The following is a 22,120-nucleotide window of genomic DNA, read 5'->3' as shown; positions in this document are numbered from 1 at the left end:
AAAACTGAGTTTCTCGAGCGAACAATGGTATTCTTTAAAAACATAGCTTCTTGTGTTCGGGGGAATGACATGAAGAAATCAAATGCCGCTTTGCTTGTGGCTCTTTCTGTTTTAAACGTTACGTTCTTTCAAAACTGCGCGCCCAATAATGGTCTGCAATTTTCTATCGATGCAAATTCCGCATACAATATTTACGGCGATTTGCCTCCGAACGCTCAGGTCGTGAGTTTAAAACCTGAAGAGTCCAAAGAGTATCCTTCGACTCAATTGGTCCTTGTGATCGACAACTCGGCCACAATGAAACAATCGCAAGAAGCTCTGGCGGAAAAAGCCGATAAACTTTTGACAAGTCTTTCCAGCAAAAAAGTTACTGTTCATCTTTTGACGACTTCAAGCTATGCCACTAACACCATTATGGGCTACGGCATGGTTAACAACGGCGTTGAAACCTACGTCAAAACAGCCGCTGAGCTGACAGGCTCACCGGAGAATCAAGTTGCGAAGTTGAACTTCGGTACTTTGAATCCGACTAATTTTGTTTTAAATCCCACGGACTCTGAAACCGCCAGACAAACCGTTCTTAACAAAATTAGATCAGCCATCAAAGGCGTCGGTATCGGCGGCATCGATCAGGAATCCGGACTGTGCAGCGTGATCCAGTTCCTTTCACAAACTCCGGCGAAGTTAAGTGAAAACGAAAAAACTGTGGTGTTTCTTTTGACGGACGAAGACAACTACAGTGCCGCTAACCACTGTAAGAAAGAATCCGTGAACACACTAACAACGTTCCGCTCTTATCTTTACAGCCGCACGATGGTTGAATATGAAATTGTCGGCGAAGGTTACACAGAAAGAGACGGCGTGAAATCTACTGTGCAAGCCCTCACTTTCACGGACCGTGTTGGCTCTATTATCCGTGGTGTTGAGAATATGGAAGGCCAGAATTGCGCGGCGGACGATGCCAATGCCATCAGCAAATCCGTTGCGGCCCGTGTTGGCACCACGACTCTCATAGTGAACACGAAAGTCTTCTTTAATTCGGCGCACGTGGCGAGCTGCAAATACAAAAATTATACTTACGGATTCTCGACTTCTTTGCCTAGTGAGAATGCTGTCGACTACTGCGTGAATCCTTACCGTGGCAGTGCGAACATGATGCAATATATGGCGGTGGTATATACCGGTGTTCTTGGCACTCAAGCGTGCCGCTCGAACACGCAGTATTTCGTAGGCGCAGTGACCCGCGCCCAGTATTATCTAAACAGCGCTCCTACATTGGCTGAGTCATTCTTAAAAGACTTAGCGGCCTCCAAGATGGGTAGTAACTTCTTTATGTCCATCGTCACAAACATCAAAGGTCAGGCTTGTGCTTTGAACCAAGGTCAGTCCAATGGTGATTCGCTAGTAAGACTCTCTGAGCTTTCACCATTTAATATTAAAACTTACTCGATCTGCCCGGGCGATGACACTTTCACAAATGCTTTTGAAGAAATTGCGGCTGCGTCGACTTACGTATCGCAGGAGTTTGATTTAACGATTCCGGAAGATCAACAAATCCGCGACGTGATTCTTTCTCACGCTGACGGAACGATCGTGAAGTTGAAATCCAATGTTTACGAAGTTCATGATGGCAAAATCAACTTTAAGAACATCAAGCTATCTGCTTCAGACAGCATTAAATTGGTGATTTTCTAATTTTGTCTAATGCTACAAAGACAAATAAAAAAGGGACTCTGGTGAGTCCCTTTTTTTTATGCACTATGGTTGTAAAAAATCCCCGGCACTTTTATTGTGCTGATTCAGAGGGAATTACGATGCGTGATCCGACAACCAAAGAAGCAGGATTGCGGATTTTGTTTTTTTGCTTAATGTCTGACATCGACACATTGTATTTCGCGGCGATCGCAGAAAGATTTTCGCCTCTTTTAACAACGTGAACTTTTGCTTTCGCCACTTCACGAACAGAAGAACTGTCTGGAGTTGGCACACGCAATTTCATTCCGACTTTCAATGTGCGACCACGCTTGATGCTGTTCAAACGCTGAAGCTCAGAAACGCTTGTTGAATACTTGCGAGCAATCGTGAACAAAGAGTCACCGGATTGTACGATGTAGTAACGGCCATCAGCACTCACTGTGGCACTTACTTTTTGAATACCAGAGTCAGCAGGAGCAGATTTCTTAGCCACGATAGAGCGATTCACAGAAGTACGGTCTCTGATCGGAGTGCGATCCGGAACGTAGATTCTCATACCCACGCGCAATGGCTTACGGCGCGGAAGATCATTGAGATCACGAAGATACGCGACTGTCGTGCGGTACTTACGAGCCACCGTGCTCAGAGTATCACCGCGACGAATGCGGTAGGCCTGAGTGTCACCAGAGTCTGCGATAAATTGAACATTCGCGACTACACTTTCATTTGCTGCCACTGTTGCTGCTTCCGTTGTTCCTGGTGGAATACGCAAGATCAACTCTTCACCTTTAACCGTTGCCACTTCTCCTTTGAACTTTGGATTGAGGGCTTTGAAATCCTCATAGTTCAAATTCAATTTTTCAGCCATGGAACGAAGGTTCACGGGTTGCTTTAGAGTGATGTGATCAAACTCAATCGGTGGAAGATAATCAATATCGTCAAATCCGTATTTCGCTGGATCTTTACCGATCATTTTCGCTGCGATGAATTTAGGAACGTAATTGATTGTTTCTTTTGGCAAACGTTTTTTACGAGCAAGCTCCCAGAAGTCACGCGTGTAGTGATTCATCACTTCGCGCTTCACGCGGTTTTCACCCACGTTGTAGGACGCCATTGCCAAATACCAAGAACCGAAAACGCTATAAAGACCTTTGAAGTATTCTGCCGCTGCTTGGGTGGCAAAAACAGGGTCACGACGTTCATCGACGAAAGCGCTGATCTCAAGACCATAACGTTTTCCTGTGCCGCGGATAAACTGCCAGTAACCGACAGCCGCTGCATGCGATGTTGCTTGAGAGCTAAAACCAGATTCGATCAACGCGATGTAAAAAAGATCTTCAGGAAGTCCGTTGTCACGCAAAACTTTTTTCATCAGTTTTTCGTAACGTGTAGAACGTGCTAAATATCTTTCCATGTGCGGGCGACCGCGACCTTGGAAATAGGCAATCCATTTTTCAACAAGAGGATTCACTTCCGTAGGGATTGATTCCAATTCTTGATCGACCACTTTGGGCCCTTCGGGGTCTGACAAACGGAAGGAACTGATGTCCTTGATTTCCGTTTCAGCATTGGCTCCTTCTGAACCTCCGGCTGCTGTTGTGCTTACGTTCTTGTGCGCACATCCCGCCACAAAGGCCAGGACCAAACTCAATGTAAAAAGTCTCCTCATGAGTCCCTCTCCTCCGACACAGATTTCAGGCTACAGTGCCCTGAGGAGTTTTTCAATAAAACATCTCCCTTATTTTGCCTTTTTATTCAGCAAATCCTGCCATAAGACGGGTTTTAGAGTGAAACTGCTCTCCTCCGCTAGACGATAGAGCAAAACATTGCGCAAGATCGCCTTCACGTAAAAGCTTGTTTCTGTCCATGGAAGTTCATCAAACCATACTTCATCACGAGGAGAGCTGCTGGGTTTTGCGATTAATTCGCTCACCTCAGTTCTTCCTTCAAGCCATGTTTGCAAACGATAGGGTCCCGCGTTATACGCTGCTAGAGCGAAAGGCACGTTGTTTTCGAACTGGTCTAACATCTGGGAAATATAAAACGAACCCATGGGAATATTCACTTCAGGGCGGAACATATCATCCGGCAATTCGATTTTGAGTCCTAATTTTTTCGACACTTCCTGCGCTGTGGGCGGAATCATTTGCATCAACCCTAAAGCATTCGATGTTGAGACCGCACGCAGATTAAACGCACTTTCCTGACGAGTAAGACTTCGCAACAGAGAAGCATGCACACCGTAGCGTTCCGCCTCAGCTTGATACAAAGAACCAAAAACTTCAGGATACCCCAGCTTCACAAATTGCTCTCGACGCAAACTCGGATCTGTTTCCAAAGCATCATTGATCAAACGAATCGCTGTCATGTATTGCTGACGCTCAGACATTTTTTCAGCCAAAGACACTTTCACCGTGGCATCTTTAACAGGTGGAAGTGCCGAGAGTTCCGACTGCGCTTCACTCACCCAACCTGCATCCGAAAGTTTTTTAAAACGCTGCCATGATTTTTTCTGATTTCCTGCAAGATAAAATTCTGTCTGCAACTTTGGCGGTTTGTCTTTCAGATCTGGCCAAGAGAGTTTTCCGTCCTGTGATTCCGCACGAAGGCGCAAACCATAATAAGAGAACGGATACTTTTCGATCAATGCTGCGGCTGTTTGTTTTGCGCGCTCCGGATTTGTTTCCTGCAACGAGCGAATCAACCAGTACTGCGCATTGAGATCATAACGATCACGTCCCTGTAGTAAAAGACGCTCCAGCAGAGCCGATGCCGTTGAAAAATCTTTTTTGCGATAGTAAATCAAACTGGAACGGAAAAGAGCTTCTGCCGCTTCATCTGAACCGTTATTGTAAGTGATCAATTTTTGAAAATGCTCTAACGCCCGGTCATACTGACCTAAGAAGTGAGCACAGCGCCCTGCAATCCACAAAGCACTGGGAATTTGTGGAGACATCGGACTTTTTTCTGCCGCCGCTTGAGCTAAAGACATTGCACCCGCATAATCGCCGCGACGGTGCAGGTTCTGTGCCCAATCCAACAATCGACTGCTATCAGCTTCTTCCATTTCATTGAGAGCTTTGACCTTCGCCAATTTTTCAGCCAAGGAGTTGTAAATCTCTAAAGGCTTGTCTTTCAGACGACGAGCCGATCGGCTTCCAGGATATTGATTTAAAACTGTGATCGCATCTTTTAAAGCCGCCACAGAGTCATTTTGCTTTAAAGACTGGCGAAGACGTTCTTCGATTTTAACTTCTTCTCCACCCAGTTCCGGAGTTTCAATGACGACTTTCGGTGAAATGCTTTCCCCGCGGGCTTTTACTAAGAATTCTAACTTTTCTTGAAGATACTTAGAATCTTTTTGATCTTGCGCTTCCTCATACAGGAACTGCGCTTCGTGATAATTCACTTTTGCCAATGCCAAATCGCCCAAGGCTTGATAAACGCGTGATTTTTGTTCTTTGCTTAATTTAAACGGCTCACTGAGAAGTTCTTCCAGAGCATTTCCTGCTTTGGCTTCTTTTTTTTGCACTTGTGCTTCCAGTTGATCTAATCGCAACGAAACCCAACGGCTTGCTAAATCATCAGCCCAAGGACCTTCTTTAAAAAGATCTTTGTGAGTGCTTAAAATCGACAATGCTTTTTCCATCGCCGCCATGTCATTCTTTTTCTTTTGCCCTTGTTCTAAACAATGAAGCCACGTTTGCCCGACCCAACCACGCAGTTCCTTTTGAGCCGCGAAAACTTTTGGGGCCAACGCAATACACTCTTGCCACTTTAAGTGAATTTCATAATCCTTAAGCTGTGACAACGGTGCCAGAGTTTTATTTTTCTTCCCCGTGATTTGATAAAGGTCCACAACGTGAGCTGCAGAAAGGTCTTTCTTTAAATCCACTTTTTGCACCTGCGCTCCGGCAGAGGCCGCAAAAAGCACCGTCAGTGTTGTCACCGTTTTTTTCATTCCTACTCCTCTTCACCCACAGTTTCCGCTTCTTTAAAGGGAACTTCCGGAAAGGCTGATTTTTTTAAATATATCAGCGAAGCTTCTCTGGATTGTCGCAGTATCACCGTGAGCTTCCAGTAAGGTTCATTCACGGCGTGGTCAACTTCATAAGCGGCTGACAAATCACAAAAATAAACCAAAGCATTTTCATTTAAATGCTTCGAACACAGATTGTAATCAAAATTTTTAAAAGATCGCAAAAGCCACGGCCAAGGCCACTGTTCTTTCATTCCGATTTGCACAGGTCCCTGAAGCACTTCGGGATGAGCTTTGGCTTGCTCCATAAGGACTTTATAAAGCGTCGTAAGATCCGGTGTGGAATTGACGTACACATAAGGATGATCCATCCAAATCGGATGTTGATACACAGATGTGTAGGCACTTCTTATTCCGACGATTGACAAAAGAAGAACAAACCAGCGCAAGCGTTTGACTTCAGCAAGAGCGAAGGCCAGCACAAAGTAAAATCCCCACACCAAAGAAAGTACACACCATACGGTCTTGTAAGGGATGACGGAGTAAATGAAAAGCTGTGAAAGTGAAAACACACTCATGGCGCGAAGAGCTTTTGTTTTCGAGAACAATCCCCAAAAAGCTGCTAAGACTCCCAAAAGGACTAGAGGTTCGGCTTCCCAAAAAACTTGCAACCAATAAGTAAAAACTTTTTCGTGCCCTTTACCTTCAACACCTGTTTTGGCCCAAGGTAAAAACGCTTTCACAAAATCTACGAGGCCTGAAGGATTTTTAAAAAACCCTGTGAAAAGCTGTACAAATAATAAAGTCAAAACCGCACTGAGCACGGTCAAACGTGGGGTCCACGCCTGTTTTAATTTGTTTCTACTCAAAAGAGCGCGCCATTGCTGAGGTCCCAACGACAGGAAAGCCAAGGCAAATCCAAAAAGCGTGATGACAAAAGTTTCTTTAAGCGTGCTCATGCCCCAGACACCGACAAGCATCAATCCTAAGGCTTTGTCGTCGGCGTTTTCAAACCATCGCAAGAAACCCAGCGCAAAGAGAATTTGAAAAAAAACGAAAGGCATTTCATGAATGCCTGAGCGACCGAAGAATAAAAATGCCGGACTGACTAAAATAAAAAACATCATCCAGCGTTGCGCTGGCTTTGACGACAAAACGCCAAAAGAAAAAACCATCACGCTTAAAACACTGAAAACGGCGGGCACTGCTCGCAAAACTTCAAGACTGCGTCCCCAGAGAAATTCAAAAAACTGCAAAATATAAAAATACAAAGGGCCATGATAATTATTCGGATCGTATTTGTAATATCCAACAGATTGCATCTGCATCACAAACCATCCGTTAATGCTTTCATCAAAATGGATAGGCTTGTTTGCCAGGTCGTAAAATCGTGTGACCATTGCCAGAAAAAGCAAGGCGAACCACAAAAGAATCCATGAGAAATGCGTGACCTTAGATGATTTCATTGTTACCTATCGTAAAGATGGAATCCTCTGTGTCAACCCCGCATTGTTCATTCGTGATCTATTTGGATAAAGACGCCGCTATTGTCGGCCCTTTTCTGCAAGATCTGCGCAGCTTTTTTCAAAAGTTTCCTTTGCACTATGAGCTTGTGGCCGTGATTGAAAAAGGCGCCTCAGATTGCGTACGGCTCTTAGAGCAAGCGCAAAAAGAATCCGGCGAACGAGAACGCCTTACGCTTGTGCCGAATGCACGCCACCTCGGCCGCGCAGAAAGCCTGCGCCAATGTTTGAATAAAGCTTCGGGAAACTATCTGGTTCTTGCTGATCCTGTCACTGCAACTCCCTTGGGAGATCTTTTTAAAATTTTGCAAAACCTGATGAGCGAGCCGACGCTGGATGTTTGTTGGGGCCAAAGACTGAGCAAGAAAGACAGTCCGTTTTTAAATTCAAACTCTCGCCGTCATCATCTCGAAAGATTTTTCAACGGCATTTTACAGGAACGCGAGAAACACATTTCAGACTCTCTTTGTGAAATCGGTGGAATCAAAAAAGAGGCGTGGTTGCAAATCAAAGATTTCCCGAAAGCCTTAAAGGGCTGGTATCTGAATCCATCATTGCAAAAGCAAATCGCCAAAGCGGGCCTAAAGAAAATAGAAATTCCGATTTATGATTCGGGGAAAACATCCGCGTCTTATTCTTACTGGCGAGAACGTTGGCATCTCTTAAGACAAAGTATTTTCTAAAGCTTTAAAAGCTTCGAACAGATAATAATCCATCCAACGTGTCGAGCCTAGAACCGTTGGTTTTCCTGTCAAATAACCAAGGTGTCCTCCGCGCGGTTCGATGTGCACTTGCGTGGTTTTTGAAAACGGCGCTTTTAAATAATCGTGAACTGAAACAAACGGATCATCCTGCGCCGTCAGCACGTAAGTCGGCACATCGATCTGTGAAAGATAATGAATCGAGGAACAACTGTTGTAGTAGTCCTCACGATCTCTAAATCCCGAAGCTGGCGCTGTGTAGATTTGATCCATATCCCACACCGTCGACCACGGCGGAATATTGTAGCGCTCTGAAATCAAACCCTGGCGATACTTGTCTTCAATGGTTTTACGGAGACGCAAAACAAAGCGCATGTCATACACACGATTAAAACCGGTCTTTAAAAGTTGTGAGCCACGCAACAAGTTCAACGGACCATTGATCGTAACAGCACCGTCAGGCTTCACGCTGCCGCGATACCCGCCTAACAAACACAGCACAATGTTTCCGCTCATGGAATAACCCACTGTGATCTGTTTTTTATTCGGAAACATCACTCTTAATTTTTCTAAAACTTTCGAAATATCTTCGGCGCGGCCTGAGTGATAAGGGTGTTTCGCGGCGGGGGATCCCGGTCCCGCTCCGCGGTGATTTACCAGCACCACCGTGTGTCCCATCTTCTGACAGAGCAAAGCAGTTCTTTGCATGTAATCGGCGTGAACGTCACCGGAAAGGCCGTGATAAAGACTGATGACTAAATTTGAAGAACCCGGAAGATAAAAACAAGAAAGTCGATCCCCGTCAGGAAGATCGACTTCAAAATTATTTCCGAGATGTGTAAGTTCGGGAGATTTTAAGAAGTGAGCCCATAAAGTCTGACTGTGACCGCTGTCGGCCCAGAAAGGTGCTTTACATGGATTCAGTTCTAATCTTTGCAATAGTACTTCCCGTTGACGTAAACGTATCCGTCTGGACGATTGCCACGAGGATCGTGATGCAACCAGTGAAGAAGCGCTCCTGTGTTCGTCCAAAGGAACATTCCACCCATCGCAACCACGTCACCTACTTTAACCGGTACGCGAGGGCACATGTCTGAATTATACACAGCCTGCATGGTCTTTCCATTAGAAAGACGCACAACCCATTTTTGATGCTTTAAACCATTGTTGTCGTCAGGCAAAACTTTCGTCACAACCATGCCGCCACCTTCAACAAAGTTCACGCGGCGTTGTTCGTTAACAGCCCGAACAATATCAGAGTCATTCGCGTTGTTATCGACGGCTTGAGTTCCTTGAGAAGAAGAATCTTCCTTTGAACTTTGATCTGAATTTTCGATTTGCTCTTTGCGATTGCGGCGTTTTGCCTCGGCAGAATTGAAAGAAGAAAAAACAACAGTGAATGCTAAAAATGCTAGTGCGTAATTCGCAACAAATTTCATGGATCCCCCTCCATTGCGGAGGAGTCTCCTCAATAATGCGGACAAATACAATCTCTAATGCATAACGAGTTTCAAAAAATGTATAAAAACCGGCGGAACCCTGACAGAATCTGAAAATTTTACTTATACTCGACATTCTCGATAGTTACGAACTCTTCGCCGGCGGGTTTGACTATTCGAACCTCATCTCCGAGCTTTTTTCCTAATAGCGCCTTGGCCACCGGAGACTTCCAAGAAATCTTTCCAAGTTTAGGATCAAACTCGTCTTCACCTACAATTTGATAAGTCACTTCGTCGCCATCTTCATTCGCTAACGTCACGGTGGCACTGAAAAGAACAGTGCTCCCTTTCATAGTTTTAGGGTCCACTATTTCAGCGTCTTCAATTCTTTTTGTAAGAAAGTGCACGCGACGATCAATTTCGCGCAAACGACGTTTGCCGTATTGATAATCTGCATTTTCGGAGCGGTCGCCATTACTCGCAGCCCACGCCACAACCTCAACAAGTTTCGGTCTTTCCACGTGCATCAGCTCATGGTACTCGGCTTTCAATTTTGCTAGACCTTCGGGCGTAATGTAGTTCTTGTTATTGTCCATATCGCAAGACTCTAGACCATCTGCCCGAACAAATCTTCCACATTCTCTCGGACCTGGACTTAAGCGCTATTAAATATCCCGACATTTTCTCCGAAAAAACCAGGAGGAGGAATTGATGAAAAAACAGTGGAAACGATTGCTTATCGCTGCGCTCAGCTCGTCGTCCGTTTTTGCTGTGACCTGGTATTGGTATCAATCCTCCGATCATCGCATCTCATCCCACGGAAATGAAAAACCTTTGGCGTATGTAGGCAAAGTTGTTGAAGATATTCAACGCCGTCCTGCTTCGCGCTTGCTATGGCAACTCGTCAATACGGGTGAGCCTTTGTACAACGGCGAAGCGATTCGTACGAGTGAGCGCGGTGAAGTGCGCATTCAATTTGTCGACTCAGATCGTTATTTGGATTTGGAGCCAGAGTCGCTTATCGTGATTAAAAAATCCGAAGGCGAAATCGCTCTCGATTTGATGGAAGGTAGTTTGTTCGTCAATGCGAAAGCCGGTGGTGCCGAAGCCGGTGCTCCAGGCCTCGTCTTAAACTCAGCGAATGGAAAAGTCGATCTCTCGCAAGCTTCTGCTTCGTTATCAAAAGGCCGCGGTAATTCTGTCGATGTCCAAGTCTTGGAAGGTAAAGCTTCTATTAAAAGCAACGACGGTCAAAGCAAAGATTTGACTTCGACATCTTCTGAAATTCGCATTTTGACTCCATCCCCCGCAAAACCTATTGCGATGGATGCCGAATCTTTGCAACCGATTCCATTCCAGTGGCAGGGTTTCCCTTCCAGCACACAAGTGTCTTTGTGGGTGGGACCAAGTCGTAAACTTCTCAAAGAGTTTGTAAAAGCTCCTTTGAATCAAAATCAAACCATGGCTTCACTTCCCTTCGGGCGTCATTACTGGAAACTTGTAGCGACATCCAAAGAAGGGAAAGTGGTCGCCGAAAGCCCGATCTATAAAACAGAAGTCGTCGCCCGTTATGCTCCGACAGTCGTCTTCCCGACGGCAGATGCAGAGATTCCAGCGACAACGACGCCTTTTGATATGACCTTTAAATGGCAAAAAGGAGACGACACTCGTCAAACCACTTTGGAAGTTTGGAGTGACGCTAACTTAAAAAACAAAGTAACGTCGCAGAATTTCTCGAAAGAAGAAAGTTTCGTTGTTCCTGCGTTAAAGCCTGGCACTTATTACTGGCGTATGAGTTCTTATTACACAGACTCTGACAAACCCGTTTTGGGTAAGGTGCAAAAGTTCGCTGTCAAACCAGCAGAACAAGTTAAACTGGAACCCCCTCCACTTGTTCCGGTGCAAGTGAATTTCACAATTCCTGAAACGCAAGTGACCCAATACTATGTGGAGTCTCCACGTTTGGGTTTGAGTTGGAAAGTCGATAAAGCAGACCAAGTGTCTTTGTGGCGCGTGAAACTGATGGAAGAAAACGCAGATCCTGCGACGGCCTCCAGTGTTGAAGTGAAAGACACGAAACTTACGACACCTGTGACGAAACCAGGTCGTTACATCGCTTCCATTGAAGCGTTAAATAAAGACGGTCAAGTTCTTGGCACGACAACATCGCAAACTTTGACGGTGGCTCCGTTGCCTTTACTGCAAGCACCGGATTTTGTTCCTGCCGAAGGTCAGTTGCAAGCTTCAATGGACGGAAGATCCCAATTGGAGTGGTCCAAGATCGAAGGAGCTAAAGAATATTGGCTCACGATCAGTAAAGACGGAAAACAATTAAAACGAAGTAAGTATACGAATAACACGACAGCATTAAAAAATCTTTTGCCGGGTGAATACGAAGTTCAAGTGTCGGCAACAGACTCTTATGGTCGTTCGAGTGAACCGGGTCCTGTGCGCAAACTTCTTGTGCCGGATAAATCCAACGTTCGCGCGCCGACTTTAAAGAAGATTAAGGTAAATTGATGCGATTGAGCGCTTCGCTTTTCATTCTTATTTTCACATTCTGGACCGCAGCGGTCTGGGCGGCGCCGTTTCGTCGTTTGGTGAACTTTGAGTGGGAAGCTATTGAAGGTGCTAAATCCTATGAAATCGAACTTTCACAAAGCAAAGAAGACGATAAAGAAGATGGCAAAGGCAAAACTTTTACTTTCAAAGTGAAAGACGCTGCCTGGAATGGCCGCTTAGCACCGGGAAAATACATGATGAAATTGCGTTCCCGCGATTATCGTGGTGTTCCTGGTGAATGGAGTCCGCCGAGTGAATTCAACGTCGGTCTTGAAACAGCTGTCTTAAAATTCCCGGCTTCCCGTTCACGTATTGTCTCTAAAGAATCTGACAAAGTGAAAATGGATTTCCAATGGGCTCCCGTGGGTGGTGCTGACCAATATCAATTCACTTTGACTTCAGAGGACGGAAAAACGCAAGTTTCAGAAACTTTGAACGACACGCATATCAAAGTCGAACTTCCCGTAGCGATGAACTACACATGGAAAGTGTCGGCCGCAAATAAAGACGGCATTCAAAGTGATGCGACATCCGTAGGGCAATTTTCAGTTTTAGGTAAAGGCATTGAAAATCCGAAGATCGAAAAACCTGAAAGTGAATTCGTGCGCGAAATCAAATGGACTCGTCCGGACTATGCTTCTCGCTATGATGTTTACGTTTTGAAACTCAATGAAAAAGCAAAAAAATGGGAAAAGTTTAAAGTCATTGAGAACACTCAGGAAGACACCCTGCCGTTTGATGAAACGTGGCCCGGTGGAAAATACCAAGTGGCTGTACGTGCAAAATCGGACATGCGCCCAAGTTCTCCTCTTGCAAAACAAAGTTTTTCTGTTCGTCATGGAGATCGTTCTCCGGCAGCGGAATACACCGCTCTTGTTAGAAAATCTATTGATCGCGTGACAGGTTGGTATGCCGTTGCCAGTTATCTGATAACAGAAATGCAGTTCCGCGGAAGCAATCCCGAAAAGAACTCGGCTGTCGCCTACAGTGCCATGGGCGGAACAGGTCGGATGGGTTTAGGATGGTTTAATCCAAACACGCCGTGGGGATTTTTAAGTATTATAGATTTAAGCGGTTTCACATTTAATGGAAAAACCCAGACCTTTGCTTCGGCAGAGGTCAACGCCGTTTATAGACAGATCATCGGAGACCGCGGCGAAGTGCGTTTCCAAATGGGGCCTTATTACAAGGAACTTCCTGAAACTGTCGGCGATCCTTTCTCAGGGCAATCGCAAGACTTAAAAATCACATCGGCGGGTCCGCATGTAGGCGCAGAGTATTGGTACTCTCTCACGCCAAAACTGGGGTTGCAAATCAACGCGCACTTGTACATGTCATTGTTGAAAATTAGCACACCTAACGGAGAACCGCTGCGTCCGGCGCTTTCAACTCAATTTGGATTTTTAGGAAGTTATCGTTTCACCCCGACTTTCACAGGCCTTGTCGGTTATGCTCGTCGTGAAGACAAAATGTCTTACAATGCCGTGCCTCGTCCTGACAACTTTGCCGTGGATGGCGATGTGAACGAGTCCACTATCGTCGGAAACTATCTAAACATTTTTGCGGAGTGGGCTTTCTAGCCTGGAGATTGTTATGAGAATACCTATTTCAACAAAACTCATCACAGTAACGATTCTGATTCTGGTCGCCGCAACAGGAACGATCACTTGGATCTCTTCAGACTTCTTTGAAAAGAAATCTTCCGAGCAAGTCGATATTGCGAACTTGGAATCTGCGGCAGCTAAGGCGAAAGAAGTTGAAAACATCATCGGCTCTTTGGTGGAAAAAACCCGCGTCAGCGCGTCTCTTTTAATGAAGGGAACGACTGCGGAAACAGCCACAGGTGACGACTTTGATTTTAGTTTTACGAAAGATAAAAATTTTATCGCTCTTGAAGTTTTAAAATTGGATGGAAGCTCTGTTGAAACTGTCGCGCGTAAAGTAAAAGAAGAAGTGCTTAAGCCTTATGGCCTTTCCAGCACTTATATTATTCATGTGCGCTCGTGGCAGAAGTTTCCTTTGCGTTCGGTTGCGCAAGGAAGTGTGGAACTTAAAAATGCTTCCTATCCAAAAGCTCCGGCGATGATCACGATTGGTATTCCTTTGGTGCGTGACGCTCAAGGAAAAATCACGCACATTGCTTTGGCAGACATTGCTTTAGCTCCACTTGAAAAACCATTCACGGATCCTTCTGAAAGAACGCAGTATCTTGTGGATCGTTACGGTGAACTTTTAGCGCATAAAGATGAACAAAAGGCCATGGCAAGACTGAACTTGGCAAAAAATCCTTTTGTGCAAAAAGCCTTGGCGCAAAAATCACCTCAGTATCAAACGAAGTTTGTCGATCCTGACTTTGATAAAAACTATTTTGGCGCTTCTGTAAAAACATCTTTTGGTGCGACGTTGATTTCACAAACTTCCGAGGAAACAATTCTGGAAGTGTCACATGAGGTTAAACGTCGAGCGATTTTCGTCGCGGGATCTGCGATCTCCATGGCGATCTTCTTTATCTTCCTTTTCTCTATGACGCTCACCTCCCCGATTGAAAAATTGGCGGACATGATCAACTTGGTTTCTAAAGGGAATTTCGATGTGAAAGCCCGTGCGCAAGTTCGTTCTCACGATGAAGTGGGTGACTTGGCCGAAGCGTTTGATCACATGACGGAAGGTCTTAAGGAACGTGATAAGGTGAAAAACCTTTTCTCGAAGTTCCACGGCTCTTCTGTCGCTGAAGACTTGATCAGCAAAGACATCGGGGTCGGCGGTCAGTCAAAAGAAGTCGTGGTCTTCTTCTCGGATATTCGGGGTTTCACGGCCTTTTCAGAAAAACGTTCTCCGGAAGAAGTCGTCGAAATGCTGAATGAATACTTTGGCGTGATGGTTAAAATCATCAACTCGCACGGGGGTGTCGTCGATAAATTTATCGGTGATGCGATTATGGCCGTGTGGGGTGCACCGAAAGGTTCTGAGCGCGATGCTCACAATGCCGTTCGTGCTTGCCTTGAAATGAGGAAAGCTCTTGAGGGTCTTAATGAACTGCGTATTTCCCGTGGTCAACCTGCGATCAACATCGGTATGGGTCTTCATGCCGGAGCCGCAATTTCAGGAACAATCGGTTCTGACGAGCGTATGGAATATACTGTTATCGGGAACACGGTCAATACCGCCTCACGTATCGAAGCTTCCACAAAAGCTTTCGGTGCGGATCTTTTGATTTCAGACACTGTCATTGAAAAAATCGGCGAAGATTTCAAAACAGAACTTGCCGGTGCCGCCGAAGTGAAAGGCCGCTCTGAAGCATTAAAGATGTTCAAGGTTCGCGGTTATCGCGCAGCAGATGGCACTATGGTAGAAGTCAGCACACCTTATTCTGATTACGAAGCTGAGGCCGCTGACAAAGTGAAAGTGAAAGCTGCGTAATTTTCCTAAGATTAATTTGTTCGTTCGTTTAAGAGCAAGGTAAGAAGTTTTTTTAAGGAGTCACTTATGTCGATTCTGGAAGAACTTCTTTCCCCCATTCCTTTTTCTATGTTTTCTCAAGAGTACATTGCTAAAGAACGTCCCTTTGCGGCTCCCGAAAAAGCGCTCTTCATGAAAAACTGCATCTCGTGGTTTATGCTGCAAGAAATTTTGGAAAATCGTCACAGTGATTGCTGGCTTCCGATGCAGGGAAAGCTTCCTGAGGACTCAGCTCTTAATACCGGGACTCTAAGCAAAGAACAGTTTCTGCATGGATTTAAAAACAATCGCACTCTTTTAGTTCGTCATGCCGAACACGCGCATCCCGTCACACGAATGATCGCTCAGGATTTTCAGTCCTTCTTTCAATGCCCAATTGATTTACAAGTTTACTGCACACCCGCGCAGCAAGAGGGTTTTGAGTGGCACTATGATTTAGACGAGGTTTTCGTGATTCAAACTTTTGGAGAAAAAGAATTTCGCTTGCGTAAAAACACCACCACTCCCCGTCCCCTCGACCGTAAAGCCTCGCAGAGGGAGTATTTTTTAAGGGAACCTCCGGCTCCTGAAATTCGCTGTTGGCTTAAAGCCGGCGACTGGCTCTATATTCCCGCAGGTTACTGGCATAAAGCGCAGGCCATGACCGACTCCATCCATCTTTCTATTGGAGTTCACACCACGGAAGTGCTTCAGCCTGAGCAGAATTTACACTTGTATTAGAGCCTAAAAAGTGGGAAAAGCAGCGCATGTCTGAACAACGCTTTATAGATCTTGAAACCAAAATCGCTCATCAGGAATTCCTTTTGGAAGAACTCAACCAGGTTCTTTATCAACAGCAGCAAACAATTGATAAACTAGAAGGCCTCTTGCAAGCCCTGACGAAACGTCTGCAAGGTCTAGGCGACGGAGACGATGTTCGTGGTCCTGGAGAAAAGCCACCGCATTATTAATCGTCTCAAACTGAGATCGTCTTCAGTTTCTTTGTTAAATTTCCGATAAAGAATGTATGAAGAGCCCTCTTTGTACGTACTTGTTTTTATTGGCCTTCTTTTTTTCTGTTTCAATGGAAGCAGCGCCTAATTTTTTGACCTATCAAGGTCGCATCGTTAAGACCGACGGTTCTCCTTTAGAATACAACAACGTCAGTTTTTTGTTTGAAATTACGAGTAACAACGGCACATGCGTTATCTATCGTGAACAAAAAAGCGGTATCGATATGACCAATAGCCACGGAGTTTTTGACGTGCCTATTGGCACCGGAACAAAACTGTTTCCTCCTTCTCCGACAAAAACTTTATTGAGTGTTTTTGATAACAGTCAAACACAGGATTGCGCTGATCCTAATAACAACGTCGTTAGTTCTTATACGCCGACAGAAGGTCATGCCCGGATCTTGCGGGTTCAATTTCATGACGGTACTGGTTGGAAGGTGATCAGTCCTGATAACGAAATTCGCACAGTTCCTTATTCTGCTTATGCGGCTTCTGCTGCAAAACTCGGTACAAAAACTGAAAATGATTTCGTTTTAAAAACAGGAGTTCCAACTTGTGCCGCCAATGAATTTTTAAGTTGGAATGGAACGGCGATGGTTTGTGCTCCGGTAACGGGAGCCAGCGGTGGAACTGTGACGACAGTAAGTTCGGCAAATGCTTATTTGAGTGTGGCGAATCCCGCCTCTACTCCACAATTGACATTGAACGTGGGCACGACGGCGGGAACAGTGGCTGCGGGTGATGACTCTCGTTTTACCAATGCTCGTGTTCCAACGGGTGCTGCTGGCGGAGATTTGTCTGGGACTTATCCGAATCCTTCTGTCGTGAAGATTCAGAATGTCGCCATTGCTAGTGCTGCACCAACAAATGGAAATTTTTTGAAGTTTGATGGCACTCAGTGGATTGGTGCTGCCATTGGCATGAGTGATGTTACTAATTTGAATTCTTCTTTGAGTAATTATCATACGGTGGCTGCGTTTAATTCTGCTGTGGGAAGTGCGAACTGTGCTGCTCATCAAACGCCTTATTGGAATTCGGTCTCTAGTTCTTTTCAATGTCAGTCGATCAATGTTTCTGTTGCGGGTGATGTGAGTGGAACTATTGGCGCCGTTTCTGTTAACAAGATTAAAGGCGTTGATGTTGATACGACGGGATTAGCTACTGGCCAAGTTTTGAAATATGATGGAACGAAATGGGCTCCTGCCAACGATTCAAATGCTGGTGGTACTGTTACGAATATTGCGACTGGTACGGGTTTAAGTGGTGGTCCTATCACAACTACAGGAACGATCTCACTTGCAAATACGGCGGTCACTGCTGGTTCTTACGGTTCAACTACACAAGTTGGAACTTTCACTGTTGATGCTCAAGGGCGACTAACTACCGCTTCAAATGCAGCCATCGCATTTCCTGTAACTTCGGTTGCAACTAAGACTGGTGCTGTGACACTTGATTATGGTGATATCAACAGTGCCGCTTCAAAATATCTCACTTACAAACCTAACAATGTCGCTTGTACTGATGGACAGGTTTTAAAATGGATTGCTGCTAACTCTCGTTGGGAGTGTGCGAGCGACACAGATACCAACGCTGGCGGTACCGTCACGAATATCGTGACAGGTACAGGGCTTAGTGGTGGGCCGATTACTTCTACTGGAACTATTTCTTTAGCAAACACAGCTGTGACGGCAGGATCTTATACTCGCGCAAATATCACGGTCGATGCTCAAGGTCGTTTGACAGCTGCGAGCAATGGTGCGGCGGTGAATCTTGCAACTGAAGTCACCGGCACTTTACCGATTGCAAATGGTGGTACAGGTGTCACATCCATTACTGCGAATAGATTGATTGCCTCCAATGGTACAGGGGCGGCACTGACGACATTTAGTTGTGGCGTTGGACAAATCGTTACGTTCGATGCTGCAGGCGTGATGGGCTGTACAAATTATTCTGCTTCTGGAGTTTTCGCCAATGGCGGAAACAGTTTCGGTGCCGATGCTGTTCTAGGAACAAACGATAACTTCGCTTTGGGATTTGAAACAAATGGTTCTACGAAAATGACAATTAACCCTACGGGCTATGTGGGAGTCGGAACGACAAATCCAGCAGGGCAACTAGCCAACACGGCCATCAACTTAGGTGACACAGGGACGATTGCCAGTATTAACGGAAATGCAATTGCACCGGGCGGACTTAGTTGGCAGACAGCGACGACGGGTTATTCAGGAATCTTTTTTAATTCAGGCACAGCCGCTGCTTCAAATGGATTGCAAGTTTATACGGCTGCAACGGATACGGCTTCTTATGTGATCAATGCGCGCTCAAATGGCACAAGCCGTCTGGCTGTTCGTGCGGATGGAAACGTCGGTGTTGGAACGGCATCGCCTTCAGCAAAACTTGATGTCAATGGGACTTTTAAATCCAGCAACTCTTGGTCGAGGAATAATCCCGCAAATGCAAACTTCACAACTGCAGGCACGATTGCGTCGTTTACGATGACCTGCAATGGCGGTCCCGTTCTTATCTTTGCAAACTTCAGCGCCTCAAATCTGAGTGCCGCTAACTGGAATGGAACGGTCTTCTATATTCGGGTCGGCTCAGCTACTGGAACTGTGATTCGAGGGGTGTCTAATACCACGAATGACGCCGGAGCCGTTGGCAATCACATGTCGACAGTTCAAACGCTTTATAACTGCCCCGCGGGATCGACGACTTTTTATCTCACAGGAACTACAAACAGTGGCGTGACCGTCGGAGTTTACGACATAGAATTTAGTGCGGCGGAACTCGGCTTGCGTTAGTGAAGCCCTAGAGCTTCACACTCAAGCCATCTTTGAGAGCTAAATTCTGCGCCCTGAGAGCTGGGATCAATCCGATCAAAGTTCCGCCGATCAAGGTGATCACCATGTAAATCAATTCACGTTGCGTGAACCACGGTCCCACAAGATAAAGGCCGAACTCTGTTTCAATCCATGGTTTTAAAATAGCGACAAGTCCCACGGACAACACCACTCCAAGCACAACGCCCAAAGCCGTTAACAAAGCCGATTCAAAAACCAACAAACCAACGATTTGCGAAGACTGGGCACCCACCGAACGAAGAATCGCCATTTCACGGCGGCGTTCATTCAATGTCGTCGTTAATGAAATCAACATCGCCATTAAACCGACAACAACCACCATCCACGAAATCATTCTGAGAACACCTTCCACATAAGAAAGGCCGTTCCAAAGTTCGCTCAATGTCACACCAGGAATGATTGCAAGCAAAGGTTCTTCTTTGTAGTTATTGATTTCACGTTGCAGTCTCAAAGTTTCGATGCGGGATTTTGCGCCGATAAAAAAGGCTGTGATCGAATGAACCTTTAATTTTTCTTTAGTCAATTGTTCACGAGGAATCATTTTATCAGCCGTTGGAGCCGCTCCCTCTTGCCAATCCACGTGCAAAGCTTCCATGCCTTCTAAAGACATGTAGACCGCGCGGTCTAGCGGAGTTCCCGTAGGCTTCATAATTCCAGAAACAACAAAAGGCTTGTCTTCATGATTTTGAATGCCTTCACCTTTAGTCACGCCATGAGCGACAACGATGCGATCCCCTAATTTATAATTTAATTTGCGAGCGACATCGGCACCAATCACCACATCCCACAAATCACGGAATTCAATCCCATGCTCAAGTTCGATTTTCTGATCGCCACGATAGTGATAGTGCTTAAAGAAATCTTCGTTCGTTCCAACAACGCGGAAGCCACGATGACCATCACCTAAAGAATACGGAATCGTCCAATCAATAGCCGGATTCTTTTTCACATCTTGATAAGTTTCATAGGAAATATTATGAGTGGCATTTCCCATATTAAAAACCGTATAAAGGATCAATTGCAGAGGTCCACTGCGCGCGCCCACGATCAAATCTGTTTTACTGATTGTCTGTGTGAAACCCTCTTCCGCGGCACGCTTGGCGCGCTCAACGGATAAAAGCAAAGACACACTGAGTGCGATAGAGATCACAGTCAAAGTGGTAGCAAACGCACGATTCTTCAATGACTTGATAGCTAATTTTAAGAAAACCATCACACAACCTTGTTAATGGAGTCCAACGAGATGGAACGAGTAAAAAGTTTTTCAATGCTGCGGTCATGGGACACAAACACCACCGTTGTGCCGTAAAGCTCTGACAACTCAAACATCAGTTTTAAAAATCTCTCGCGATGATCGGCGTCCAAAGCCGATGTCGGCTCGTCCGCTAAAAGAAGATCGGGCTTTCCTAAAAGAGCGCGAGCTACGGCCACACGTTGTTGTTGGCCGACACTCAACTCCCCGACTTTTTTTCCGAGCAAGTCACCGATACCTAAGTTTCCGCACAGAGCACGGATCACCATTTCAGTGTCAACACTGCCTAAGCGCGCGCGACGAGCGGCACTTAAGTGCAAGGGAAGTTCGATATTTTCTTGCACGGTCAAATACGGAATCAAATTGAAATTCTGGAAAACATACCCCATATGCTCGGCACGGAAGGCGTCTCTTTCTGCCGCGCTCATCTGAACGAAATCGCAACCTAAAATTTTTAAGCTGCCCTGGCTTGGTTTTAAAACGCCCGAAAGCATTTCTAACAAAGTTGTTTTGCCAGTGCCGCTAGGTCCATAAAGAAACAACTCCTCACCACGCACCACTGAAAACTCAGGGATGCGCAAAGTGGGAGTCGTTTGACCTTCGTAAGTGTATTGCAGGTCGCGAATCTCAATCAGAATGTTACTTGAGGTCAAGACTGTCTCCATTCTTCAGAACTTGGGCTGACTTTTGCACTCCATCAGCAATCACGTCTACTTGAACTTTCTTTAAGCGCGAAAATACTTTCGAAAAATGGAAAGAAACGGAACTGCCCGCCATGGGAGCCTGACATGTGACAGAAAACTCAGCGTCTACGTCCGCATGGTTATTTTCTTGATTCACTTCAAAAATTTCCTTTTTGATTTCACATTTTAATGCCGGATCAAAAACGATCATCTCAGAAATTTTTTCTTCTAGTTTCTTGAGAGCTTCTTCTTTTTTCTGTTTATCTTTTTTGGATCGGGCCTCGTGTTCGAAACCGAAAAGCGTGTCGGCGGGAATTTCCATTTCGATTTTTCCCTTTTTACCGTCAAACCCCATACTGACTTTACCGGCGCCATGGACATGGGCACCTTGTTCGCGTGCTGCAAAAACCAATGCTGAGAACATAAGAACTTTTAACATAGGACCTCCTCCTTGTTAGCAGATCATTTGTACGGCTCAACAGCCTCACCAACGAGCTCGAACGACGCATCTCCGTACATGGATTTTTTTGTGACTAAATTCAAAGTACCGTAAACCCAGATAGGCCCCACTGCCACATCCGTGCCTTTTTTCATTTTCACATAGACCATTTGATTCGGCGGCGGAGGCGGAACGTGAATGCAAGCTTGCGGGCTGGGTACGAGCAAAAACTCCACCACGTCGCGGGAGTTGTCTTCAAGAGGCACCATAAAACCAGGAATTTTAACGGGCTTGCCGTTCAGTGCCTGAAGTTCGGAAGAAGATTTACCTGTAATGTAGTCCATCTCGCCAAGTAAGCGCCAGTCTACTTCGACACCCGACAAGGCAGCACCACGCGACCCCATGGTTTGATAGATCACCGCGCCAGTGACGGCCGCTAATATAAATACGCCTGCGAGAACCCACTTTTTCATTATGCCTTACCCCAGTTCTTATTAGAAACTGCACCTTAACTAAATGCAATAGCTTTGCGCAC

18 protein-coding genes are annotated in these 22,120 nt (G+C 45.6%); 8 read left to right on the top strand and 10 right to left on the bottom strand.

Annotation, left to right across the window (positions count from 1 at the left end; genetic code table 11):
* The first annotated feature begins 69 nt into the window (after positions 1-69).
* Positions 70-1,695: a hypothetical protein gene (locus tag ACLSSO_RS05180; RefSeq protein WP_413944261.1), complete on the top strand. Its 1,626-nt coding sequence runs from the start codon at positions 70-72 to the stop codon at positions 1,693-1,695.
* A gap of 91 nt (positions 1,696-1,786) precedes the next feature.
* On the opposite strand, the gene ACLSSO_RS05175 is transcribed toward ACLSSO_RS05180, so the two are convergent.
* The 3 genes from ACLSSO_RS05175 to ACLSSO_RS05165 form a co-directional block, all read right to left on the bottom strand.
* Positions 1,787-3,364: a LysM peptidoglycan-binding domain-containing protein gene (locus ACLSSO_RS05175; protein WP_413944260.1), complete on the bottom strand. Its 1,578-nt coding sequence runs from the start codon at positions 3,362-3,364 to the stop codon at positions 1,787-1,789.
* Positions 3,365-3,433: 69 nt separating this feature from the next.
* The gene (locus ACLSSO_RS05170; protein ID WP_413944259.1) at positions 3,434-5,656 is read right to left on the bottom strand and encodes a transglycosylase SLT domain-containing protein; all 2,223 of its coding nucleotides are present in this window, start codon (positions 5,654-5,656) and stop codon (positions 3,434-3,436) included.
* A gap of 2 nt (positions 5,657-5,658) precedes the next feature.
* Positions 5,659-7,140 carry a flippase activity-associated protein Agl23 gene (locus ACLSSO_RS05165; RefSeq protein WP_413944258.1) on the bottom strand — a complete coding sequence of 494 codons (1,482 nt, stop codon included), beginning with the start codon at positions 7,138-7,140 and terminating at the stop codon, positions 5,659-5,661.
* Between ACLSSO_RS05165 and ACLSSO_RS05160 the strand changes: the two genes are divergently transcribed.
* Complete coding sequence (locus ACLSSO_RS05160; protein ID WP_413944257.1) at positions 7,131-7,880, top strand: glycosyltransferase; 750 nt, start codon at positions 7,131-7,133, stop codon at positions 7,878-7,880. The genes ACLSSO_RS05165 and ACLSSO_RS05160 overlap by 10 nt on opposite strands.
* Here the strand turns inward: ACLSSO_RS05160 and ACLSSO_RS05155 are convergent.
* The 3 genes from ACLSSO_RS05155 to greB form a co-directional block, all read right to left on the bottom strand.
* On the bottom strand, positions 7,860-8,837 hold the full coding sequence (locus ACLSSO_RS05155) for a YheT family hydrolase (protein WP_295902267.1): 978 nt from the start codon (positions 8,835-8,837) through the stop codon (positions 7,860-7,862). The two genes, ACLSSO_RS05160 and ACLSSO_RS05155, sit on opposite strands and share 21 nt — an antisense overlap.
* Entirely contained in the window at positions 8,825-9,337 is a 513-nt protein-coding gene (locus ACLSSO_RS05150) for a DUF3465 domain-containing protein (protein ID WP_413944256.1), read from the bottom strand. Before ACLSSO_RS05150 ends, ACLSSO_RS05155 begins: the two co-directional genes overlap by 13 nt.
* A 119-nt stretch (positions 9,338-9,456) precedes the next feature.
* Entirely contained in the window at positions 9,457-9,933 is a 477-nt protein-coding gene (gene greB / locus ACLSSO_RS05145) for a transcription elongation factor GreB (protein ID WP_295902261.1), read from the bottom strand.
* A 115-nt stretch (positions 9,934-10,048) separates the two neighbouring features.
* On the opposite strand from greB, the gene ACLSSO_RS05140 reads away from it, so the two are divergent.
* From ACLSSO_RS05140 to ACLSSO_RS05115, 6 genes are all read left to right on the top strand, one after another.
* Complete coding sequence (locus ACLSSO_RS05140; protein ID WP_413944255.1) at positions 10,049-11,857, top strand: hypothetical protein; 1,809 nt, start codon at positions 10,049-10,051, stop codon at positions 11,855-11,857.
* Positions 11,857-13,479: a hypothetical protein gene (locus ACLSSO_RS05135; protein WP_413944804.1), complete on the top strand. Its 1,623-nt coding sequence runs from the start codon at positions 11,857-11,859 to the stop codon at positions 13,477-13,479. The genes ACLSSO_RS05140 and ACLSSO_RS05135 overlap by 1 nt, the downstream gene beginning before the upstream one ends.
* A gap of 13 nt (positions 13,480-13,492) precedes the next feature.
* Positions 13,493-15,319: an adenylate/guanylate cyclase domain-containing protein gene (locus ACLSSO_RS05130; protein ID WP_295902256.1), complete on the top strand. Its 1,827-nt coding sequence runs from the start codon at positions 13,493-13,495 to the stop codon at positions 15,317-15,319.
* Positions 15,320-15,385: 66 nt separating this feature from the next.
* Positions 15,386-16,078, top strand: coding sequence for a JmjC domain-containing protein (locus ACLSSO_RS05125; protein ID WP_413944254.1), 693 nt, complete (start codon positions 15,386-15,388; stop codon positions 16,076-16,078).
* 26 nt (positions 16,079-16,104) lie between these two features.
* Positions 16,105-16,308, top strand: coding sequence for a SlyX family protein (locus ACLSSO_RS05120; RefSeq protein ID WP_295902253.1), 204 nt, complete (start codon positions 16,105-16,107; stop codon positions 16,306-16,308).
* A 56-nt stretch (positions 16,309-16,364) separates the two neighbouring features.
* The gene (locus ACLSSO_RS05115) at positions 16,365-19,151 is read left to right on the top strand and encodes a beta strand repeat-containing protein (protein ID WP_413944253.1); all 2,787 of its coding nucleotides are present in this window, start codon (positions 16,365-16,367) and stop codon (positions 19,149-19,151) included.
* A gap of 7 nt (positions 19,152-19,158) precedes the next feature.
* Here ACLSSO_RS05115 and ACLSSO_RS05110 read toward each other — a convergent pair whose 3' ends face one another.
* Genes ACLSSO_RS05110 through ACLSSO_RS05095 form a run of 4 tightly spaced genes read right to left on the bottom strand, consistent with a single transcriptional unit; the run spans position 19,159 to position 22,058 of the window.
* A complete protein-coding gene (locus ACLSSO_RS05110; RefSeq protein ID WP_413944803.1) occupies positions 19,159-20,424 on the bottom strand; it encodes an ABC transporter permease in 1,266 nt (421 codons plus the stop codon).
* Complete coding sequence (locus tag ACLSSO_RS05105) at positions 20,424-21,128, bottom strand: ABC transporter ATP-binding protein (RefSeq protein WP_367276390.1); 705 nt, start codon at positions 21,126-21,128, stop codon at positions 20,424-20,426. The genes ACLSSO_RS05110 and ACLSSO_RS05105 overlap by 1 nt, the downstream gene beginning before the upstream one ends.
* Positions 21,103-21,585, bottom strand: a complete 483-nt coding sequence (locus ACLSSO_RS05100; protein ID WP_295903089.1) for a ZrgA family zinc uptake protein — start codon at positions 21,583-21,585, stop codon at positions 21,103-21,105. Before ACLSSO_RS05100 ends, ACLSSO_RS05105 begins: the two co-directional genes overlap by 26 nt.
* A 23-nt stretch (positions 21,586-21,608) precedes the next feature.
* Entirely contained in the window at positions 21,609-22,058 is a 450-nt protein-coding gene (locus ACLSSO_RS05095) for a DUF3299 domain-containing protein (protein WP_295903092.1), read from the bottom strand.
* Between the last annotated feature and the right edge of the window lie 62 nt (positions 22,059-22,120).

It is taken from the genome of Bdellovibrio sp. HCB-162 (genome assembly GCF_047344985.1).
Taxonomy (GTDB): domain Bacteria; phylum Bdellovibrionota; class Bdellovibrionia; order Bdellovibrionales; family Bdellovibrionaceae; genus Bdellovibrio.
This window is presented reverse-complemented; position numbering and strand designations above follow the sequence as displayed.

Coding starts and splice junctions, on each gene's coding strand:
- ACLSSO_RS05180 (WP_413944261.1), top strand. CDS start 70: ATGAAGAAATCAAATGCCGCTTTGCTTGTGGCTCTTTCTGTTTTAAAC.
- ACLSSO_RS05175 (WP_413944260.1), bottom strand. CDS start 3,364: ATGAGGAGACTTTTTACATTGAGTTTGGTCCTGGCCTTTGTGGCGGGA.
- ACLSSO_RS05170 (WP_413944259.1), bottom strand. CDS start 5,656: ATGAAAAAAACGGTGACAACACTGACGGTGCTTTTTGCGGCCTCTGCC.
- ACLSSO_RS05160 (WP_413944257.1), top strand. CDS start 7,131: ATGATTTCATTGTTACCTATCGTAAAGATGGAATCCTCTGTGTCAACC.
- ACLSSO_RS05165 (WP_413944258.1), bottom strand. CDS start 7,140: ATGAAATCATCTAAGGTCACGCATTTCTCATGGATTCTTTTGTGGTTC.
- ACLSSO_RS05150 (WP_413944256.1), bottom strand. CDS start 9,337: ATGAAATTTGTTGCGAATTACGCACTAGCATTTTTAGCATTCACTGTT.
- greB (WP_295902261.1), bottom strand. CDS start 9,933: ATGGACAATAACAAGAACTACATTACGCCCGAAGGTCTAGCAAAATTG.
- ACLSSO_RS05140 (WP_413944255.1), top strand. CDS start 10,049: ATGAAAAAACAGTGGAAACGATTGCTTATCGCTGCGCTCAGCTCGTCG.
- ACLSSO_RS05135 (WP_413944804.1), top strand. CDS start 11,857: ATGCGATTGAGCGCTTCGCTTTTCATTCTTATTTTCACATTCTGGACC.
- ACLSSO_RS05130 (WP_295902256.1), top strand. CDS start 13,493: ATGAGAATACCTATTTCAACAAAACTCATCACAGTAACGATTCTGATT.
- ACLSSO_RS05125 (WP_413944254.1), top strand. CDS start 15,386: ATGTCGATTCTGGAAGAACTTCTTTCCCCCATTCCTTTTTCTATGTTT.
- ACLSSO_RS05120 (WP_295902253.1), top strand. CDS start 16,105: ATGTCTGAACAACGCTTTATAGATCTTGAAACCAAAATCGCTCATCAG.
- ACLSSO_RS05115 (WP_413944253.1), top strand. CDS start 16,365: ATGAAGAGCCCTCTTTGTACGTACTTGTTTTTATTGGCCTTCTTTTTT.
- ACLSSO_RS05110 (WP_413944803.1), bottom strand. CDS start 20,424: ATGGTTTTCTTAAAATTAGCTATCAAGTCATTGAAGAATCGTGCGTTT.
- ACLSSO_RS05105 (WP_367276390.1), bottom strand. CDS start 21,128: ATGGAGACAGTCTTGACCTCAAGTAACATTCTGATTGAGATTCGCGAC.
- ACLSSO_RS05100 (WP_295903089.1), bottom strand. CDS start 21,585: ATGTTAAAAGTTCTTATGTTCTCAGCATTGGTTTTTGCAGCACGCGAA.
- ACLSSO_RS05095 (WP_295903092.1), bottom strand. CDS start 22,058: ATGAAAAAGTGGGTTCTCGCAGGCGTATTTATATTAGCGGCCGTCACT.